The 16,412-nt window shown below is 70.5% G+C and carries 20 protein-coding genes; 16 read left to right on the forward strand and 4 right to left on the reverse strand.

The window, feature by feature from the left end; translation table 11 throughout:
- The 9 genes from VLF38_RS05975 to VLF38_RS06015 all read left to right on the forward strand — a co-directional run.
- A partial coding sequence (locus VLF38_RS05975) for a class I tRNA ligase family protein (RefSeq protein WP_325270370.1) occupies positions 1–1,854 on the forward strand: 1,854 nt, incomplete at its 5' end.
- Positions 1,855–2,214: 360 nt separating this feature from the next.
- Positions 2,215–3,123 carry a TauD/TfdA family dioxygenase gene (locus tag VLF38_RS05980; protein WP_325270371.1) on the forward strand — a complete coding sequence of 303 codons (909 nt, stop codon included), beginning with the start codon at positions 2,215–2,217 and terminating at the stop codon, positions 3,121–3,123.
- Positions 3,124–3,213: 90 nt separating this feature from the next.
- Positions 3,214–4,290 (forward strand): succinyl-diaminopimelate desuccinylase, encoded by a 1,077-nt coding sequence (gene dapE, locus VLF38_RS05985; RefSeq protein ID WP_325270372.1) that lies wholly within the window; start codon positions 3,214–3,216, stop codon positions 4,288–4,290.
- Positions 4,287–5,045 carry a TIGR00730 family Rossman fold protein gene (locus VLF38_RS05990; protein ID WP_325270373.1) on the forward strand — a complete coding sequence of 253 codons (759 nt, stop codon included), beginning with the start codon at positions 4,287–4,289 and terminating at the stop codon, positions 5,043–5,045. The genes dapE and VLF38_RS05990 overlap by 4 nt, the downstream gene beginning before the upstream one ends.
- Positions 5,045–5,308 carry a DivIVA domain-containing protein gene (locus tag VLF38_RS05995; protein WP_325270388.1) on the forward strand — a complete coding sequence of 88 codons (264 nt, stop codon included), beginning with the start codon at positions 5,045–5,047 and terminating at the stop codon, positions 5,306–5,308. The genes VLF38_RS05990 and VLF38_RS05995 overlap by 1 nt, the downstream gene beginning before the upstream one ends.
- Before the next feature lie 15 nt (positions 5,309–5,323).
- Positions 5,324–5,755 (forward strand): hypothetical protein, encoded by a 432-nt coding sequence (locus VLF38_RS06000; protein WP_325270374.1) that lies wholly within the window; start codon positions 5,324–5,326, stop codon positions 5,753–5,755.
- 115 nt (positions 5,756–5,870) lie between these two features.
- Positions 5,871–6,038 carry a DUF3117 domain-containing protein gene (locus VLF38_RS06005; protein ID WP_325270375.1) on the forward strand — a complete coding sequence of 56 codons (168 nt, stop codon included), beginning with the start codon at positions 5,871–5,873 and terminating at the stop codon, positions 6,036–6,038.
- 2 nt (positions 6,039–6,040) lie between these two features.
- Positions 6,041–7,576 (forward strand): leucyl aminopeptidase family protein, encoded by a 1,536-nt coding sequence (locus VLF38_RS06010; protein ID WP_325270376.1) that lies wholly within the window; start codon positions 6,041–6,043, stop codon positions 7,574–7,576.
- Positions 7,573–7,920, forward strand: a complete 348-nt coding sequence (locus tag VLF38_RS06015) for a hypothetical protein (RefSeq protein WP_325270377.1) — start codon at positions 7,573–7,575, stop codon at positions 7,918–7,920. Before VLF38_RS06010 ends, VLF38_RS06015 begins: the two co-directional genes overlap by 4 nt.
- A 101-nt stretch (positions 7,921–8,021) precedes the next feature.
- On the opposite strand, the gene VLF38_RS06020 is transcribed toward VLF38_RS06015, so the two are convergent.
- Entirely contained in the window at positions 8,022–8,675 is a 654-nt protein-coding gene (locus VLF38_RS06020; RefSeq protein ID WP_325270389.1) for an O-methyltransferase, read from the reverse strand.
- A gap of 154 nt (positions 8,676–8,829) precedes the next feature.
- Here VLF38_RS06020 and sigE point away from each other — a divergent pair, with 154 nt between their 5' ends.
- From sigE to VLF38_RS06035, 3 genes are read left to right on the forward strand one after another with little or no spacing between them, the layout of a single operon-like run.
- Positions 8,830–9,417 (forward strand): RNA polymerase sigma factor SigE, encoded by a 588-nt coding sequence (gene sigE / locus VLF38_RS06025; protein WP_325270378.1) that lies wholly within the window; start codon positions 8,830–8,832, stop codon positions 9,415–9,417.
- Positions 9,414–9,842, forward strand: a complete 429-nt coding sequence (locus tag VLF38_RS06030) for a hypothetical protein (RefSeq protein ID WP_325270379.1) — start codon at positions 9,414–9,416, stop codon at positions 9,840–9,842. Before sigE ends, VLF38_RS06030 begins: the two co-directional genes overlap by 4 nt.
- A gap of 13 nt (positions 9,843–9,855) precedes the next feature.
- A complete protein-coding gene (locus tag VLF38_RS06035; protein ID WP_325270380.1) occupies positions 9,856–11,163 on the forward strand; it encodes a S1C family serine protease in 1,308 nt (435 codons plus the stop codon).
- Positions 11,164–11,217: 54 nt separating this feature from the next.
- Here the strand turns inward: VLF38_RS06035 and VLF38_RS06040 are convergent, their stop codons facing one another.
- A complete protein-coding gene (locus VLF38_RS06040) occupies positions 11,218–11,463 on the reverse strand; it encodes a helix-turn-helix domain-containing protein (RefSeq protein WP_325270381.1) in 246 nt (81 codons plus the stop codon).
- Between the two features lie 102 nt (positions 11,464–11,565).
- Here VLF38_RS06040 and VLF38_RS06045 point away from each other — a divergent pair, with 102 nt between their 5' ends.
- Both VLF38_RS06045 and VLF38_RS06050 read left to right on the forward strand, forming a co-directional pair.
- Positions 11,566–12,207: a hypothetical protein gene (locus tag VLF38_RS06045; protein ID WP_325270382.1), complete on the forward strand. Its 642-nt coding sequence runs from the start codon at positions 11,566–11,568 to the stop codon at positions 12,205–12,207.
- A 31-nt stretch (positions 12,208–12,238) separates the two neighbouring features.
- Positions 12,239–13,471, forward strand: coding sequence for a hypothetical protein (locus VLF38_RS06050; RefSeq protein WP_325270383.1), 1,233 nt, complete (start codon positions 12,239–12,241; stop codon positions 13,469–13,471).
- On the opposite strand, the gene VLF38_RS06055 is transcribed toward VLF38_RS06050, so the two are convergent.
- The gene (locus VLF38_RS06055; RefSeq protein WP_325270384.1) at positions 13,434–14,741 is read right to left on the reverse strand and encodes a hypothetical protein; all 1,308 of its coding nucleotides are present in this window, start codon (positions 14,739–14,741) and stop codon (positions 13,434–13,436) included. The genes VLF38_RS06050 and VLF38_RS06055 overlap by 38 nt on opposite strands.
- A gap of 3 nt (positions 14,742–14,744) precedes the next feature.
- Entirely contained in the window at positions 14,745–15,155 is a 411-nt protein-coding gene (locus tag VLF38_RS06060) for a hypothetical protein (protein WP_325270385.1), read from the reverse strand.
- 93 nt (positions 15,156–15,248) lie between these two features.
- Between VLF38_RS06060 and VLF38_RS06065 the strand changes: the two genes are divergently transcribed.
- Together VLF38_RS06065 and VLF38_RS06070 are read left to right on the forward strand one after the other, a co-directional pair.
- On the forward strand, positions 15,249–15,668 hold the full coding sequence (locus tag VLF38_RS06065) for a DUF6912 family protein (protein ID WP_325270386.1): 420 nt from the start codon (positions 15,249–15,251) through the stop codon (positions 15,666–15,668).
- A 152-nt stretch (positions 15,669–15,820) separates the two neighbouring features.
- A complete protein-coding gene (locus tag VLF38_RS06070) occupies positions 15,821–15,976 on the forward strand; it encodes a hypothetical protein (RefSeq protein WP_325270387.1) in 156 nt (51 codons plus the stop codon).
- Positions 15,977–16,412 lie beyond the last annotated feature (436 nt).

The following is a 16,412-nucleotide window of genomic DNA, read 5'->3' on the forward strand; positions in this document are numbered from 1 at the left end:
CTCGCGCACAACGAGCAGATCCGCTGGACCCCCGACCACATCCAGCACGGCCAGTTCGGCAAGTGGCTGGAGAACGCCCGCGACTGGTCGATCACCCGCAACCGCTTCTGGGGCTCGCCGGTGCCGGTGTGGAAGTCCGACAACCCGGAGTACCCCCGCGTCGACGTCTACGGCTCCTTCGCCGAGCTCGAGGCCGACTTCGGCGTCGAGGTCACCGACCTGCACCGCCCGTACGTCGACGACCTGACCCGCCCGAACCCCGACGACCCGACCGGCCAGTCGACGATGCGCCGGGTGACCGACGTGCTGGATGTCTGGTTCGACTCCGGCTCGATGTCGTTCGCGCAGAACCACTACCCGTTCGAGAACGCCGACTGGTTCGAGCAGAACTTCCCGGCCGACTTCATCGTCGAGTACATCGGCCAGACCCGCGGCTGGTTCTACACGCTGCACATCCTGGCGACTGCGCTCTTCGACCGCCCGGCGTTCAAGAGCTGCGTCAGCCACGGCATCGTGCTCGGCTCCGACGGCCAGAAGATGTCGAAGTCGCTGCGCAACTACCCCGACGTCGCAGAGGTCTTCGACCGCGACGGCGCCGACGCGATGCGCTGGTTCCTGATGTCTTCGCCGATCCTGCGCGGTGGCAACCTGGTCGTCACCGAGCAGGGCATCCGCGACTCGGTCCGCCAGGTGCTGATCCCGCTCTGGTCCTCCTGGTACTTCTTCCAGCTCTACGCCAACGCCGCGGGCTACGACGCGAAGCGCCGTACCGACTCCAGCGACCCGCTCGACCGCTACCTGCTTGCCAAGCTCCGCGACTACGTCGCCGAGATGGGCGAGCAGATGGACGCCTACGAGGTCGCAGGCGCGTGCGAGTCCACGCGCGGCTTCATCGACGTGCTGACCAACTGGTACATCCGCCGTTCCCGTGAGCGCTTCTGGGTGGCCGACGGCGTCGTCACGGCTGACAACGAGGCCGCCTTCGACACGCTCCACACCGTCCTCGAGACGCTCTGCCGGGTGCTGGCTCCGCTCGCTCCGCTGACCGTCGAGGAGATCTGGCGTGGCCTGACCGGCGACCGCTCGGTGCACCTCGCCGACTGGCCATCGGTCGACGGCCTGCCCGACGACGAGGCGCTCGTCGAGCAGATGGACGTCGTCCGCGACGTCTGCTCGGCCACCTCGGCGCTGCGCAAGGCCAACAACCTGCGCAACCGCCTCCCGCTCGCGGGTCTCACGGTCGTGACCGACCTCGACCTCTCCGCCTTCACCGGCATCGTGGCCGACGAGGTCAACGTGAAGCGCGTGCAGCTGGTCGCTGCCGACAGCGACGAGGCCTCGGCCTACGGCGTCGAGCAGAAGCTCACCGTCAACGCCCGCGCCGCCGGCCCGCGCCTGGGCAAGGACGTCCAGCTCGCGATCAAGGGTTCCAAGACCGGCGACTGGAGCGTCGACGCCGAAGGCGTCGTCACCGCGGGGGGTCTGGCGCTGGTCGAGGGGGAGTACACCCTCGAGACCGTCGCCGGCGACGCTTCGGGTGGGACCGCCACGGGTGTGCTGCCGCGCGGTGGCTTCGTCGTCCTCGACACGGTCCTGACGCCGGAGCTCGAGGCCGAGGGCGCCGCCCGTGACCTGGTCCGCGCGGTCCAGCAGGCCCGCAAGGACGCCGGCCTCGAGGTCTCCGACCGCATCGCGCTCACCGTCACTGCTCCGGCCGATCTCGTGTCCGCGGCCCGGACGCACGAGGCGCTGGTGGCCGGCGAGACCCTCGCGACCTCGGTTGCGTACGAGGAGCTCCCCGCGGGGCCGGCCGGGGAAGCGCCTGAGCTGAAGGTCACCGTCACCAAGGCCTGATCCGCCGAGGCGGCGCAAACCTGCAGCGCGACAGTGCCGAGGCGGCGCAAACCTGCAGCCCCACAGCGCCGAGGCGGCGCAAACCTGCAGCCCCACCGCGCCGAGGCGGCGCAGACCTGCACATGCCGTGCAGGTTTGCGCCGCCTCGGTGGCATTTCGGCGCAGGTTCGCGCCCTCTCGGCGACCAGGGAGTTGCGATAACATAATAAAACCGACTAAGTTTCTTCACTATGAATCTTCTCCTGACGCATCGCACGCACGTGGACCTGATGCGTGTGCACAGCGCCCTCTGTCGCTGATCCCGCCTCCGCCCCACCCGGCATCCCGGCCGCGATCACCACAGAACCCAGGAGAACCCCCATGTCCCTCGACATCCAGAAGATCACCGCCCTCATCGGCGCGCGCGTCACCGGCATCCACGCGAGGCCCGACCTCGATGCCGCCACGGTCGCCGAGCTCCGCGCCGCCCTCCTCGAGCACAAGGCGATCGTCCTCGACGCCCCCGACCTCGACGCGGAGGGCCAGGCGCGCTTCGCCGGCCTCTTCGGTGAGCTGACCACCGCGCACCCGACCGTGCCCGGGCTGGAAGGTGCGCCGAACATCCTCGACGTCGACAGCGAGCGCGGCACGGCGAACGTCTGGCACACCGACGTGACCTTCGTGGTCAACCCGCCGGCGATCAGCACGCTGCGCAGCATCACCATCCCGGCGTACGGCGGCGAGACGCTGGTCGCGAGCACCGCCGCGGCGTACGCCAGCCTCCCGGATCCGCTCCGTGCCTGGGCCGACACTCTCTGGGCGGTCCACACCAACGTCTACGACTACGCCCGCGCCGAGGAGGACACCCCGCGCCAGAAGGAGTACCGCGACGTCTTCCAGTCCACCGTCTTCGAGAGCCGCCACCCCGTCGTGCGCGTGCACCCGGAGACGGGGGAGAAGGGCCTCTTCATCGGTGGCTTCACCCGCCGCATCGAGGGCCTCTCCGAGACCGAGTCGCGCGACGTGATCCGCCTGCTCCAGGCCCACGTCACCAAGCCGGAGCACATCCTGCGCTGGTCGTGGCAGCCCGGCCAGGTGCTCGTCTTCGACAACCGGATCACCCAGCACTACGCCATCGACAACTACGACCAGCAGCCGCGCAAGCTCGCCCGGATCACCGTCGCCGGCGACGTGCCCGTGGGCGTCAACGGCGAGCGCAGCCAGTCGATCACCGGCGACGCGAGCCACTACACGCCGTCGGGCGACACCGCTGCGCCCAGCGCCGCCTGACTCCAGGGGTACGCCGGGGCCGGCGCGACGCACCGGCGTACCCCTCAGGCCTGCGGCCTGGGTGTGGCCGCACCTGATTGGATGGGCGGCATGAGCCTCGACCTCACCGCCGATGTCGTCGAGCTGACCCGTCAGCTCGTCGACTTCCCGTCCGAGAGCCTCCAGGAGGCGGCGCTCGCCGACGCGGTGGAGGTCGCGCTCAGGGAGCACAGCCACCTCGAGGTGACCCGTGTCGGCAACACCGTGGTCGCCCGCACGGTGCTGGGCAGGCCGGAGCGGGTCGTCATCGCCGGTCACCTCGACACCGTGCCGGAGAACGGCAACCTGCCCAGCCGTCTCGAGGGCGGCGTGCTCCACGGGCTCGGCAGCGTCGACATGAAGGGCGGCGTCGCGGTCGGCCTCAAGCTGGCCGCGGGCCTCACCGCCAGCAACCGCGACATCACCTACGTCTTCTACGACGCCGAGGAGATCGCCGCGATCCACAATGGCCTCGGCAAGATCAGCCAGACCCACCCGCACCTCCTGGAGGCGGACTTCGCGATCCTCATGGAGCCCTCCAACGCGCTCGTCGAGGCGGGCTGCCAGGGCACCATGCGCGTCGAGGTCGCCACGAGCGGCGAGCGGGCGCACACTGCGCGAGCGTGGATGGGCTCCAACGCCATCCACAAGACGGCCGAGCTGCTCAACCGTCTCAACGCCTACGAGCCGCGCAAGCCCGTGATCGACGGGCTGACCTACCACGAGGGTCTCAACGCGGTCTTCATCAACGGTGGCGTTGCGGGCAACGTCCTGCCCGACGCGTGCACCGTCACGGTCAACTACCGCTTCGCCCCCGACCGCAGCGAGGCCGAGGCCGAGGCCTTCCTTCACGACTTCTTCGACGGCTACTCCGTGACCGTCACCGATTCCAGCCCCGGCGCGCTTCCCGGGCTGACCCGTCCGGCGGCCAGGGCGTTCCTCGACGCGGTCGGCGGTGCGCCCGCCCCCAAGTTCGGCTGGACCGACGTGTCGCGCTTCAGTGCCCTCGGGGTGCCCGCGGTCAACTTCGGACCCGGCGATCCGCTGCTCGCCCACAAGGCCGAGGAGCACGTGCACGTCGAGGAGATCGTCCGGTGCGAGCAGCAGCTCGTGGCCTGGCTGAGTGAGACCGAGGGAGAGTCGCGATGACGGAGGCCAAGCCGCAGCAGGAGATGCAGAAGGGCCCGGTCCGGCTGCGCCGCAGTCAGGTCGAGCACTCGACGACCGACCAGCGACTCCTCGACTCCCGGGGCCCCAGCGACTGGGTGCACACCGACCCGTGGCGGGTCCTGCGCATCCAGGCCGAGTTCGTCGAGGGATTCGGCTCGCTCGCCGAGCTCGGTCCCGCGATCGCGGTCTTCGGTTCGGCCCGCACGCGTCCCGAGCACCCGCACTATGAGCAGGCCGAGGAGTGCGGGCGCAAGCTCGCCGAGGCGGGCTTCGCGGTCATCACCGGCGGTGGCCCCGGCACGATGGAGGCCGCGAACAAGGGCGCCAGCCAGGCCGGTGGCGTCAGCGTGGGGCTCGGGATCGAGCTGCCCTTCGAGACCGGCCTCAACGCCTGGGTCGACAAGGGCATCAACTTCCGCTACTTCTTCGCGCGCAAGACGATGTTCGTCAAGTACGCGCAGGGCTTCATCGCGCTCCCCGGCGGCATCGGCACCCTCGACGAGCTCTTCGAGGCCCTCACACTGGTGCAGACCGGCAAGAAGACCGTCTTCCCCATCGTCCTCGTCGGCACCGCGTACTGGCAGGGCATGCTCGACTGGATGCGCGACACGATGCTCGCCGACGGCAAGATCTCCGCGACCGACCTCGACCTGGTGATGCTCACCGACGACATCGACGAGGCCGTGGCCCTCATGGTCGAGGCACGCCGCATCCGGGAGGCTGAGCACCGGTGATGTGGTTCTTCGCGATCCTCGTGGTCCTCGCGCTCGGCGGGGTGGCCCTGGTCGCCTCTGGCCGCGGCGAGCCCCTCGCTCCGGCGTACGTCGACCGGCCCGACCCGGGTCTCCCTGCCGACGGTCCGTTGGGTGCCGAGCACCTGCGGAAGGTGCGGTTCGGGATGGTGCTGCGGGGCTACCGCATGTCCGAGGTCGACGCTCTCCTGGAGCGGCTCGCGAGCCAGCTGGAGCTCGCCGACGACACGAACCCGGCCGGATAGGGCAGACTCGCGCCCGTGTCGACCGCGCTCCTCGTCTACCTCCTGACCCCGCTGCCGGGTGTCGTGGTGATCCTGACGCGCCTCCGCCTGGGTGGACCACAGGCGAAGTCGGGGCGGATCGAGATCTCGCCCCGCGTGCTCAACGTCCACACCGTCGTCGGCCTGCTCGCCGGCGTGACGTGGATCGGCTTCCTGCTGACCGGCATCGGTTCGGAGGACAAGGGCAACTCGATCGTGGGCGTGGTCTCGCTGGCGATGCTCTGGATCACGGCCGTGACCGGCCTGATGATCCTCGCGCGCTGGATGAGGCCGCGCGGCAAGCGCGCTGCACACCAGGTGCGTGAGGACTCCTGGAGCAGTGGCCCCTTGCTCTCGATCCTGGCCCACGTCGGGCTGTTGGTGCTCGTCCTCTTCTTCACGTGGGCCTACCTCTTCACCGAGGTCTGAGGCGCCCACGGGGCACCGACGTGCAGAACTCCCTTCTCCATCTGGGATAATGGTCACTCCGGCGCCGTCCTCGGTGCCGTGTCACACGTTGCAGATCAAGGAAGAGGTGTCGCGGATGGCGGCAATGAAGCCCCGCACCGGTGACGGTCCGATGGAGGTCACCAAGGAAGGTCGCGGCATCGTCATGCGCGTCCCGCTCGAGGGTGGCGGCCGTCTGGTCGTCGAGCTCAACGCCGAAGAGGCAGGCAACCTGCGTGACGCCCTCGCCGGCGTCGTCGGCTGAGCGTGCCCGACTCCGCGACTGACCTGGTCGGGCTCCCCGGCCAGGTCGCGCCCCCGGCGTTCCTCATCGAGGAGTACGCCGCCGGGCAGTTGCCAGCGGGCGCCCTCGTGGCGCTCGCGGTGCTTCCGGGCGAGGACGTGACCGACGGTCCCGTCCTGGGTCCCGGTGGCGCCGAGCTCTCTGATGCCCTCGGTCTCGACCTCCTCGAGGTGCTCGCGCTCCACCGCGCCACCGGTGCGGTCGGCGAGGTGACGCTCCACGCCCTGCCGGGCGGGGGAGCGGTCCTCCTGGCCGGGCTGGGCGAGGCACGCGCTCGCGACTTCCGTGATGCCGGTGCCGCGATCGCGCGGGCGTCGAAGGACCGGCCGTCGGTCCACGTGGGTCTGGCCGCGCTGGCAGATGACGCCGCGCTACGCGCCCTCGTCGAGGGGCTCTCCCTCGGCTCGTTCGAGTTCCACTGGCGCTCGGGCGGTGCCACGGCCCAGCCGGTGGCGCAGGCCGTCCTCGCGACCACACCCGACCGGCAGCCCCTCGTCGACCGGGCCGCCGCCATCGCCCTCGCAGGCTGGCGCTCCCGGGCACTCGCGACCGCGCCGTCCAACCTGAAGAACCCCGCCTGGCTGGCCGAGCAGGCCGTCGTCTGGGCGCGCCAGAGTGGCCTCGAGGTCGAGGTTCTCGACGAGGTCGAGCTGCGCGACCAGGGTTTCGGTGGACTGATCGCGGTCGGCCAGGCCTCGGCGACCCCGCCGCGGCTGATCCGCCTCACCTACACGCCGCCGAAGGCGAAGCGGCGCACGCCGCACCTCGTGCTCGTCGGCAAGGGCATCACGTTCGACTCCGGCGGCCTCTCGATCAAGCCCGCCGAGTCGATGGTCACCATGAAGCGCGACATGACCGGCGGTGCCGTCGTGCTCGCCACGATGGCGGCGCTCGCCGCGGTCGACTGCCCGATCCGCGTCACCGGTCTCGTCGCTGCGGCGGAGAACGCCGTCTCCGGCTCGTCGTACCGGCCGGGTGACGTCATCACGCACTACGGCGGCCGCACCACGGAGGTCACCAACACCGATGCCGAGGGGCGGCTGGTCCTTGCCGACGCCCTCGCGTACGCCGCGGCGGAGCTCAAGCCCGACGCCCTCGTCGACGTCGCGACGCTCACGGGTGCCGCGAAGGTGGCGCTCGGGCTGAAGACCGGCGCACTCTTCGCGAGCGACGACCTCCTCGCCGCCCGCATCACCGAGAGTGGCGAGGCCGCGGGGGAGCGCCTCTGGCGACTGCCCCTCGCCGCGGCCTACGAGGAGCGGCTCTCGTCCAGGATCGCCGACTCCGACAACGCCGCCGGTGGTCCCGGAGCGATCACTGCGGCCCTCTTCCTCCAGCACTTCACTGCCGGTCTGCCCTGGGCCCACCTCGACGTGGCTCCTGTGGGGGACACGGCGGCCGACGACGGCATCTGGACGACCGGGCCGAGCGGCTTCGGCGCCCGACTCCTGCTCCACTGGCTGGAGCAGGCCAACCCCCTCGAAGGAATCTACGCATGAGCAACCTCAACGGCCTGACCGTCCGCTGGTCGCTGGCCGACGCGCCTGCCGACATGGCCGACCGCCTCCGTGACTACGTCGAGGAGCCGTCGCACGCGAGGTTCACCGGCAAGCCCGGCATGCGCTTCAAGACCTGGCGGATGCTGCCCGGTCAGTGGTTCGAAGGCTGCTATGTCTTCGAGGACGGCGAAGCGCGCGCGGCGTTCCAGGCCGAGTTCGAGCAGATCGCTGCCACGGCGCCGGTCTCCGAGATGACCGGTGCCGCGCCGATCCTGATCGAGCCCTGTGAGGTCGTCGCGATCGCCGAGGGTGGCGCCGGCTTCGCGACGTACGCCCGCTTCTGAGGGCAGTTCGCCCCGCGCCGCCGCACAACGTCGCCACAACGTCATAGGACCTGGTCGCTGTAGCGGCCAGGTCCTATGACGTTGTGGAGCAGTGCGAGCGCTCAGTCGGCCTCGGGAGCCCAGACCTTCTTGGCGCAGAGCAGTCCGTCGCCGACGGGCAGCAGCACGGGCACGAGGTCGTCGCTCTCCGCGATCGCCCGACCGAGGTCACGGATCGAGACGGTGTCGTCGTCGCGCTGCGCCGGGTCAGCCACGCGGTCGTGCCACAGGGCGTTGTCGAAGCAGACCACACCGCCCGGGCGCAGCAGCCGCAGCGCCTCCTTGAGGTACGCCGCGTACTCGCGCTTGTCGCCGTCGCAGAAGACGATGTCGTAGTGACCGTCGGTGAGGCGGGGGAGCACGTCGAGGGCCGAGCCCGGGATGGTGCGCACGCGGTTGGAGGCGATGCCGGCCTCCGAGAACGTCTTCTTGGCCAGGCGCTGGTGCTCGGCCTCGACGTCGACCGTGGTCAGGACGCCGTCGGAGCGCATGCCGCGGAGCAGCCACAGGCCGGAGACGCCGGTCCCGGTGCCGATCTCCACGGCGGCGCGTGCGTCGAGCACGGCGGCCAGGAACCGGAGTGCGGCGCCCACGCCGGAGCCGATCGGCACGACGCCGACCTCCTGGGCACGCTCGCGCGCGGCGCGGAGGACGTCGTCCTCGCCCACGAACTCCTCGGCGTACGTCCAGCTCGCAGTGTTGATCGGTGCAGTGATGACGGCCTCCTCAACCGGTGTGCGGCAGACCCTACCGTCTGTGTGAGACACGGGTCATCGGGGAACACAGTGCCGTGTCGGGTCGTTCGTCTTCACAGACAGCGCCCTGCAACACCTCAGGGTTCTTTCAGATCGGATGCCTAGCGTGACTGTCATGACCGACGTGAGCCCCTTCCCGGCCGACACCGTCCCCACGTGGGACGAGATCGTCGACCGGCACAGCGACCGTGTGTATCGGCTGGCCTACCGGCTGACCGGCAACGCGGCTGATGCCGAGGACCTGACCCAGGACGTCTTCGTCCGCGTCTTCCGGTCGCTCGACACCTACACACCGGGCACGTTCGAGGGCTGGCTCCACCGCATCACGACCAACCTCTTCCTCGACGGTGCCCGGCGCCGCCAGCGGATCCGCTTCGACGCACTCTCGGACGAGCGGGCCGAGCGGATTCGCTCGAGCGTCACCCCGCACGACACGTACGCCGAGCGCACCTTCGACGCTGACGTCGAGCAGGCGCTCGCGGCGCTTCCGCCCGACTTCCGGGCAGCCGTCGTCCTCTGCGACATCGAGGGCCTGACCTACGAGGAGATCGCCGACATCGTCGGCGCGAAGCTCGGCACCGTCCGCTCGCGCATCAGTCGCGGACGCGCGATGCTCCGCACCAGCCTGGCCCACCGTGCCCCTGCCGCCGGGCGCAGCCGGTACGCCGGCCCGCTCACCGTTGCGACCGGAGCCGTGCGGTGATCGGCCACGTCGGCAACCGGGTCGGTGCGCTCGTCGACGGCCAGCTCCCGCACGAGGAAGCAGAGCGGCTGTGGCACCACGTCCACGGCTGCCGCCGTTGCGGCGAGCGCGTCGAGCGCGAGGCCTGGGTCAAGATGCAGCTCGCCGGCCTGGCCTCGTCCTGGCCCGAGAGCGCCCCGCTCGGGCTTCGCGAGGGGCTGTCGGGCGCTTCGGCGTACGCTCCCTCGCTGCCGGCGCTCGCGCCCGGCGCGGACCACCGTGGCCTGCTCACCGTGGCTGTCCTCGGTGCCGGGTCGATCGGTGCCGCCATGGTCGGGGTCATCGCGCTCAACCTCGCTGCCGACCGGCCCGCCGACCGCAGTCCGGCCGCGACCTCGTTCCAGACTCCTCCTGCGACCTCCACCGTGAGCCGCACGCGTCCGTGAAGGTGACCCGATCATGAACAACGACCTCCCCTCCCAGCCGCCTGCGGCCCCCGCCGCCGACGTACCGCCGCCCCCGGCGCCGCCGGCGCCGCCGGCCTCGGCCGCCGACGTACCCCCGCCCTCGGCGCCGCCGGCACCCACCGCCCGCGTCGAGCACACCGCGGTGCTCCCGGCGTACGGCGGGTCCGCGGGCCAGCCCTTCGGCACCCCGGCCAAGGACCAGCCGCGCTCGCGCGTTGCCGGCTGGGTCTGGCCCTCCGTGGCTGCCCTCGCGCTGGTCGCCGGCCTTGTCGGCGGTGCGATCGGAGGCGCTGCGTACGACAACGTCGGCTCCTCGGGCAACGGTGGCCTCGGCTCCGTCTCCATCGAGACCAAGGCGCCCTTGCCGGCCGACAACGGCAGCATCTCCGCCGTAGCGCAGAAGGTGCTCCCTTCGACCGTGCAGATCATCGCCGACACCGAGTCGGAGGAGAGCGGTGCCACCGGCTCAGGCTTCGTCCTGGACCGCGAAGGCCACGTCGTGACCAACAACCACGTCATCGAGGAAGCCGACCACCCCGGCGGCCGGGTCACCGTGGTCACCTCGTCGGGCGAGCGGTTCCCCGCTGAGATCGTCGGTCGCACCAAGGCCTACGACCTCGCCGTCCTCGAGGTCAAGGGGCTCGAGGGCGTCTCTCCGGCGGCGCTGGGCACCTCCACCGACCTGCGGGTCGGCGAGGGCGTGGTGGCGATTGGCTCGCCGCTCGGCCTCTCCAACACGGTCACGGCAGGCATCGTCTCGTCGCTCAACCGCCCGGTCTCCACGAGCGGGGACCCCGAGGCGGTCAACACGTTCATCAACGCCGTCCAGACCGACGCGGCGGTCAACCCGGGCAACTCGGGTGGACCGCTGGTCGACCTCCGGGGGCGGGTGGTCGGCGTCAACAGTGCGATCGCGACGGTCGCGGGTGCCGCGACTGGCGGGCAGGGCGGAAACATCGGCGTCGCCTTCGCCATCCCGGTCGAGCAAGTGCGTGTCACGGCCGACGAGATTCTCCGCACGGGGGAGGCCAGTTACCCCGTCATCGGAGCCTCGATCAGCAGCGGTCCGGAGGACGACGGCGCCCGGGTCGAGGAGGTCACTCCGGGAAGCCCGGCCGCCGGCGCGGGTCTGCAGAAGGGCGACGTCATCACCGGTATCAACGGACAGACAGTGTCCGACAATGCGTCGCTCATCGTCGCCATCCGCGCTCAGATGCCCGGCGACACCGTCGAGTTGACCCTGACACGTGACGGCAAGGAGCGCACGATGAAGGTCACGCTCGACGCGAAGGTCGGCTGAGCTTCGAGGCGACCAGTCTTCTGACCGGACGCCGTGTCGGAGTCGCCACCCTCGCTAGCGCAGCTCGTTGACGCCCTCGTCCGCTTCGGTGAACGGGTGAGCGTCGACGAACTCGCGGGTCGCGACGTACTGCCGCTGGATGTAGTCCTCGAGCTGCTCCGCTTCGACGCGCCACTGGCCCCTGCCGCCGATCTTGATCGCCGGCAGGTCGCCTCGTCTGACGAGCGCGTAGACCTGCGCCTGGGACGTGTTGAGGACCTCTGCGACGTCGGCGAGCGTGAGAAAACGGGGGCCGGACATGTCTCCACTCTGCCATCAGCACCCTGATGGCAGACGCCGACCTCGCCGCGGTTGTGGACGACGAGGTGACGGATCCCGGCCGCCCCGCGCATGATGAGCCGCGTGACCAAGGATCTCGGGATCTCGGACGCGCCCGCCGCCGCACGCTCGGTGCGGCCCGCCTGGCGCGACACTCGACTCTGGGTCGGGGTTGCCCTCGTGGCCGCCTCGATCACCCTCGGCGCCCGGATCATGGCGAGCTCCGATGACCTCACACGGGTCTGGGCCGTCCGTGCTGACCTCCAGGCGGGGGCCACTGTCGAGGCGGACGACCTGATGGCCGCGGCGGTCCGTCTCGACGACGCCGCCGCAGGGCGCTACCTCTCCGTCGGCGAGCCCTTGCCGGACGACGTCCATCTGCTGCGTGCGGTGGGTGCCGGGGAGCTGCTGCCTGCGGCCGCGCTCGGGGCACCGGCTGACGGACTGATGACGGTGCCGCTCTCGGTGCCTTCAGGGGCCATGCCATCGTCCCTCGCCGCAGGCGCTGTCGTCGACGTCTGGGTTGCTTCGGGCGACCGTGGCGAGGCCGCAGTTCCTGTGCTCGACGACGTCCTGGTCCGCGAAGTGGCAGCCGTCGACGAGATGCTCGGAGCCGGCGGGGAGCGCCAAGTCGTCGTCGGCGTGCCCTCTGACGCCCGCGGCGGTGTCGGCAGAGTGCTGGCCGCTGCGCGTGACGGACGCGTCTCGATCACGCGGGAGGGCTGACGTGGCCGGGGGCGCGGTCACGGTGCTGGTCGTGGCAGCTGGAGCAGCCTGGGAGCCAGCCGCGCTGGCGGTTCTCGACACGACCGGCGGTGTCGTGGTGCTCCGGCGCTGCATGGACGTGACTGACCTCCTGGCTCACGCAGCCGCCGGCGATGCGCAGGTCGCGATCATGGCGGGGGAGGCTCCGGGGCTCGACCACGACGCGATCGCGCGCCTACGTCGCGACGGCGTCGAGCCGGTCGTCGTCATGACCGACGGCCATCCCGATGCACCCGAGCGTGTGCGTCGACTGGGTGTCCGCCATGCCATTGCTGTCGGCCAGGTGCCGACCCTTCCCGGCGTCGTGCGCGCAGCGGCGTCGGAGCTCGACCCGCCCGCTGGGGTGGGTCAACGGCAGGCACCGGAGGTCGTGCCCCCGTCGGCGACCGCGTCCAGCCTGTCTGTGGCCGTGTGGGGTCCGTCCGGGGCTCCCGGCCGCACGACCGTGGCTCTCGGCATCACCGGTGAGCTCGCCGCGCGCGGTCGGCGTCCCCTGCTCGTCGACGCTGACCCCTGGGGCGGCGCGGTCGCCCAGCGACTCGCGGTGCTCGACGAGGTGTCGGGGTTGCTGGCCGCGTCACGCGCGGTAGCCCGAGGCGACGATCCCAGCGCCGACTCCACTGTCGTACGACGCGTCTCGGGTTTCGACGTCGTCAGCGGCCTGCCGCGGGCCGACCGGTGGGCCGAGGTCGGGCCGGAGGTGGTGGATGCCTTCCTCGGGTCCGGCCGTGACGTCGTGCTCGACACCGGGTTCAGCCTCGAGGACGACCAGGCCTCCGACTTCAGCGCGCGCCCCGGGCGCAACGCGCTCACGCAGGCAGCGGTGTCAGGCGCTGACCTCGTGGTCGCTGTGGGCACCCCCGACCCGGTGGGTTTGGCCCGGCTTGCGCGCGCTCTCGATGACCTGCGCGAGCGCACGAACGGTCAGCCGGTCCATGTCGTGCTCAACCGATGGCGGGCGAGGCTGGGCATCGAGGAGGCCGAGGCACGCAGGCTGCTCGAGGGCTTCGGCGACGTCACCGCGTTCCATGTCGTCCCTGACGACGCCTTGGCGGCCGACCGGGCCCTGGTCACGGGGCGCACCTACCTGGAGGCGGGTCCGAGCCCGCTCTCGCGGGCGTTCGTGCCGCTGGTCGACGCGCTCTATCCGCAGAGCCGGGGCGAGGTCGCCGCCCCGGCTCGGCGGGTCAGACTCCGAAGAGGAGGAGCAGGCCGCCCGCGGTGAAGCCGACCATGAGCAGCAGCAAGGCGAGCTGGCCGGAGAGCTGGTCCCGCTTGGGCAGCAGGCGCAAGGCTGCGTCGTGGGCGGCGATGACGGCAACCACGTGGCCGGTCAGGACGCCGAGCACCTTGGTGGTCGCGAGGAAGGTCGGGTGCTCGGAGAGCCAGTAGTTCACACCCCGGTCCGACATGCCCAAGAGGTTCGATCCGTCACTGAGCGGGTCGCTCAGCTGGATCAGGGTCTGCTGTCCGCTCTCCACCAGCATGCTCAGGTAGTGCGCAAAGACGTAGCCGACGATGATCGGCACGATCGTGTGGGCGAACGCCCCGGGCAGCATGCGTCGTTGGTGGCCCTCGTGCACGCCTGTCGCCATGGTCGCGCCTGCGAACAGGAGTCCGACGACCAGCACGAGTCCGACAAGTCCGACCAGGCCCACCGTCTGGCGGGAAATGACGAGGTCCTGGGTGTTGGTCAACCACAGCGTGGAGCTGCCCAGCGAGTCGAACGCCGTGCTGCCCAGCAGCACCGCGCAGACCGCGACCAGCCCGGGATGGACATCGAGAGAGGCCAGGTGACGGAAGGGATTGGCGAGCCGCACCCGGCCGTCGATCCGGCGCAGGGGGGAGAGGTGGCCGACGAGCGTCGAGTACACCTCGAACGGGTCGGCGCGGGCGAAGAACGTGTTGCCGTAGACCGCTCCGCCGACGAGCATCGCGCCCAGGTAGACGGCCAGCCAGAGCCGCACGTTGCCGAGCTCGGCGTTGCCTGCGAAGACGAGCTCCATCCACACGAACGCCAGCAGGCCGAACGCCGCCGGCCAGTAGCCGAGGCGCTTCGGGTACTCGCGCAGCCCTGCGTCAGGGTCACTGCCGGAGATCTTCGCCAGCAGCAGGTTGAGTGTGCGGACGGGACTCAGCGCCCGGTAGACGGGGCCGAAGGCGAGCGAGAGCGGCACGATGCCGACCCACAGCAGTACATAGAAGACCCCGAACACGGGGTTGATCAGCGTGTCCTTGCCCAGCAGGGCCGCGGCTGCGACGTACAGGAAGAAGGCGAAGCCGAGCACCCGGAGCACGGGCTCGATGAGCGGTCCGCCGGGGGCGCCGGCCTCATCGACATGGCCGGCGGCATTCTCCGTGAAGCGAGGCTTGTGCCAGGCGACTGCCAGGACGACGAAGGACACCGTGAGGGCTGCGCAGGCGCCCGCGATGGCGTACTCGGCAGGGATTGGGAGGTCCTTGGCGCCGCCGACGCCGTGCATGCGGATGAACACGGCTCAGCTGACCTGCAGGTTCACGACGAGCGCGCCGGTGTCGTGGGACTCGACCTCGATCACGCCCGGGCGTTCGAACGTCAGCGTCTTCGAGGTCTCGCCCGCTGCGAAGGCGATGGTCGTCTCCGGAGTGCCGTGGACGTGGAGCTCTCCGCCCTTGTCTGCCGTCACGTGCAGTGTCACGGGCTCGCCGAGAGGCACCTTCACGGTGGTGCCCTGCGGGTCGAAGGTGCCGTCCTCGTAGGTGAGGTGGACGGTCACGCCTTCGGCCGCCTCCGACGTCTGCGGCGAGGCGGAGTCGGGTGCCGTGCTCGTCGGGCTGGTAGTCGGCGTCGGCTCAGCGCCCTCCGCGCAGCCCGCGAGGAGCAGGCCCGAGGCGAGACTGAGGGAGACCAGGGTGGTGCGGAGCTTCACGGTGTCCTCATTTCGTACGGTTGCGCCTTCCGGCGCCGGGCCGGTGGCTCTGGGAGACTTCCACACGATCCCAAGAGATTGATGAGGAGCATGATGACGGTGCGCGTGTACGTCCCGCTCACGCGCGACGGCTTGGCCAAGGCCCTCGCTGGAGGCCGCATCTCCGCCCCCTTCCGCGCCCACACCGTGACCGAGGCGCTCGTCGCGGCGTGGCCCGAGGGCGACGAGGAGGAGCTGGCGTACGCCGCGATGGCGGCCGCCGCTCACGTCTCCTGGCAGCTCCGCACCCCCGCAGACACCCCGCGCCGCTACGTCGTTGCCGGGGACGTCGACGCAGTCACGATGACTGACTCAGAGGACCCCACCGAGGTCGAGGTCGACACAGACCTCGTCTGGCGAGCGGTCGCCTCGGCCCACGTCGACCTCGACGACCTCTCCGAGGGCGATCTCGAGGACGCCGAGCTCGCCTGGCACGCCACGCAGGAGATCCCTGATCTCGTCCGGGCGACCTGACCTACTTCGATCGCGGCACGTATCGCCGCACGGAGGGCTGCGCCTCGATCAAGCCGGATCAGCGCCGCCGGCGCGCTCACACGGACGAGCTCCTGGAGATGTGACGCGTACCGCTGTCACCGCGGGGCGTCGTCGGCGACAATGGGAGCACCATGACTCCTCTTCACCTGGGCCACCTGAGCCCCGTCGAGCAGGGCCTGATCCTGCTGGTCGCCTTCGGTCCGTTTCTGCTGGCCGCCGGCGTCGTCCTCTACCTCCGCGCCACCGGCGTGGAGGAGGACGAAGAGCCCGAGTCCACCCCTACGTGAGCGTGAATGGACCGCCGGGCGGCCCCGTTTTGCATTACTCCCCGGACGTGCCCTAATGTTTCACCTGTCAGCGCGGGACGCCCCCGGCGCCGCGACGCGGAGGATTCCCTCCCCACTGCGGACCGCCTGACCACCTTCCCCACCTGGGTCCGAGCATGTGCGCTGAAGCGGCTGCGAGGAGTCAAACGGGGCAGTGTGCCCCGGGGAGCCGCACCGCGGAGGCCAGTTTGACAGGCCGAAGCCAGACCGGTAAGTTTGATCGAGTTGCCCCAAACAGAGCCGAGAGGCCGAGTGAGGTGCGCGCTGGATCCTTGAGAACTCAACAGTGTGTCAAAAGTCGACGAATTAATTTTTACCCGTCCGACATTCGAGCCTTCGGGTTTGGGTTGGACTGCTTCCTTTGGTAAGTAATCGATAATTCTGACAATTTTGTCGG

The sequence above is a fragment of the Nocardioides sp. genome (genome assembly GCF_035481145.1).
Lineage (GTDB): Bacteria > Actinomycetota > Actinomycetes > Propionibacteriales > Nocardioidaceae > Nocardioides.

Bases quoted from the DNA above. Each gene is read 5' to 3' on its own strand.
- VLF38_RS05980 (WP_325270371.1), top strand. From the start codon at position 2,215: ATGTCCCTCGACATCCAGAAGATCACCGCCCTCATCGGCGCGCGCGTC.
- dapE (WP_325270372.1), top strand. From the start codon at position 3,214: ATGAGCCTCGACCTCACCGCCGATGTCGTCGAGCTGACCCGTCAGCTC.
- VLF38_RS05990 (WP_325270373.1), top strand. From the start codon at position 4,287: ATGACGGAGGCCAAGCCGCAGCAGGAGATGCAGAAGGGCCCGGTCCGG.
- VLF38_RS05995 (WP_325270388.1), top strand. From the start codon at position 5,045: ATGTGGTTCTTCGCGATCCTCGTGGTCCTCGCGCTCGGCGGGGTGGCC.
- VLF38_RS06005 (WP_325270375.1), top strand. From the start codon at position 5,871: ATGGCGGCAATGAAGCCCCGCACCGGTGACGGTCCGATGGAGGTCACC.
- VLF38_RS06015 (WP_325270377.1), top strand. From the start codon at position 7,573: ATGAGCAACCTCAACGGCCTGACCGTCCGCTGGTCGCTGGCCGACGCG.
- sigE (WP_325270378.1), top strand. From the start codon at position 8,830: ATGACCGACGTGAGCCCCTTCCCGGCCGACACCGTCCCCACGTGGGAC.
- VLF38_RS06035 (WP_325270380.1), top strand. From the start codon at position 9,856: ATGAACAACGACCTCCCCTCCCAGCCGCCTGCGGCCCCCGCCGCCGAC.
- VLF38_RS06040 (WP_325270381.1), bottom strand. From the start codon at position 11,463: ATGTCCGGCCCCCGTTTTCTCACGCTCGCCGACGTCGCAGAGGTCCTC.
- VLF38_RS06065 (WP_325270386.1), top strand. From the start codon at position 15,249: ATGACGGTGCGCGTGTACGTCCCGCTCACGCGCGACGGCTTGGCCAAG.
- VLF38_RS06070 (WP_325270387.1), top strand. From the start codon at position 15,821: ATGACTCCTCTTCACCTGGGCCACCTGAGCCCCGTCGAGCAGGGCCTG.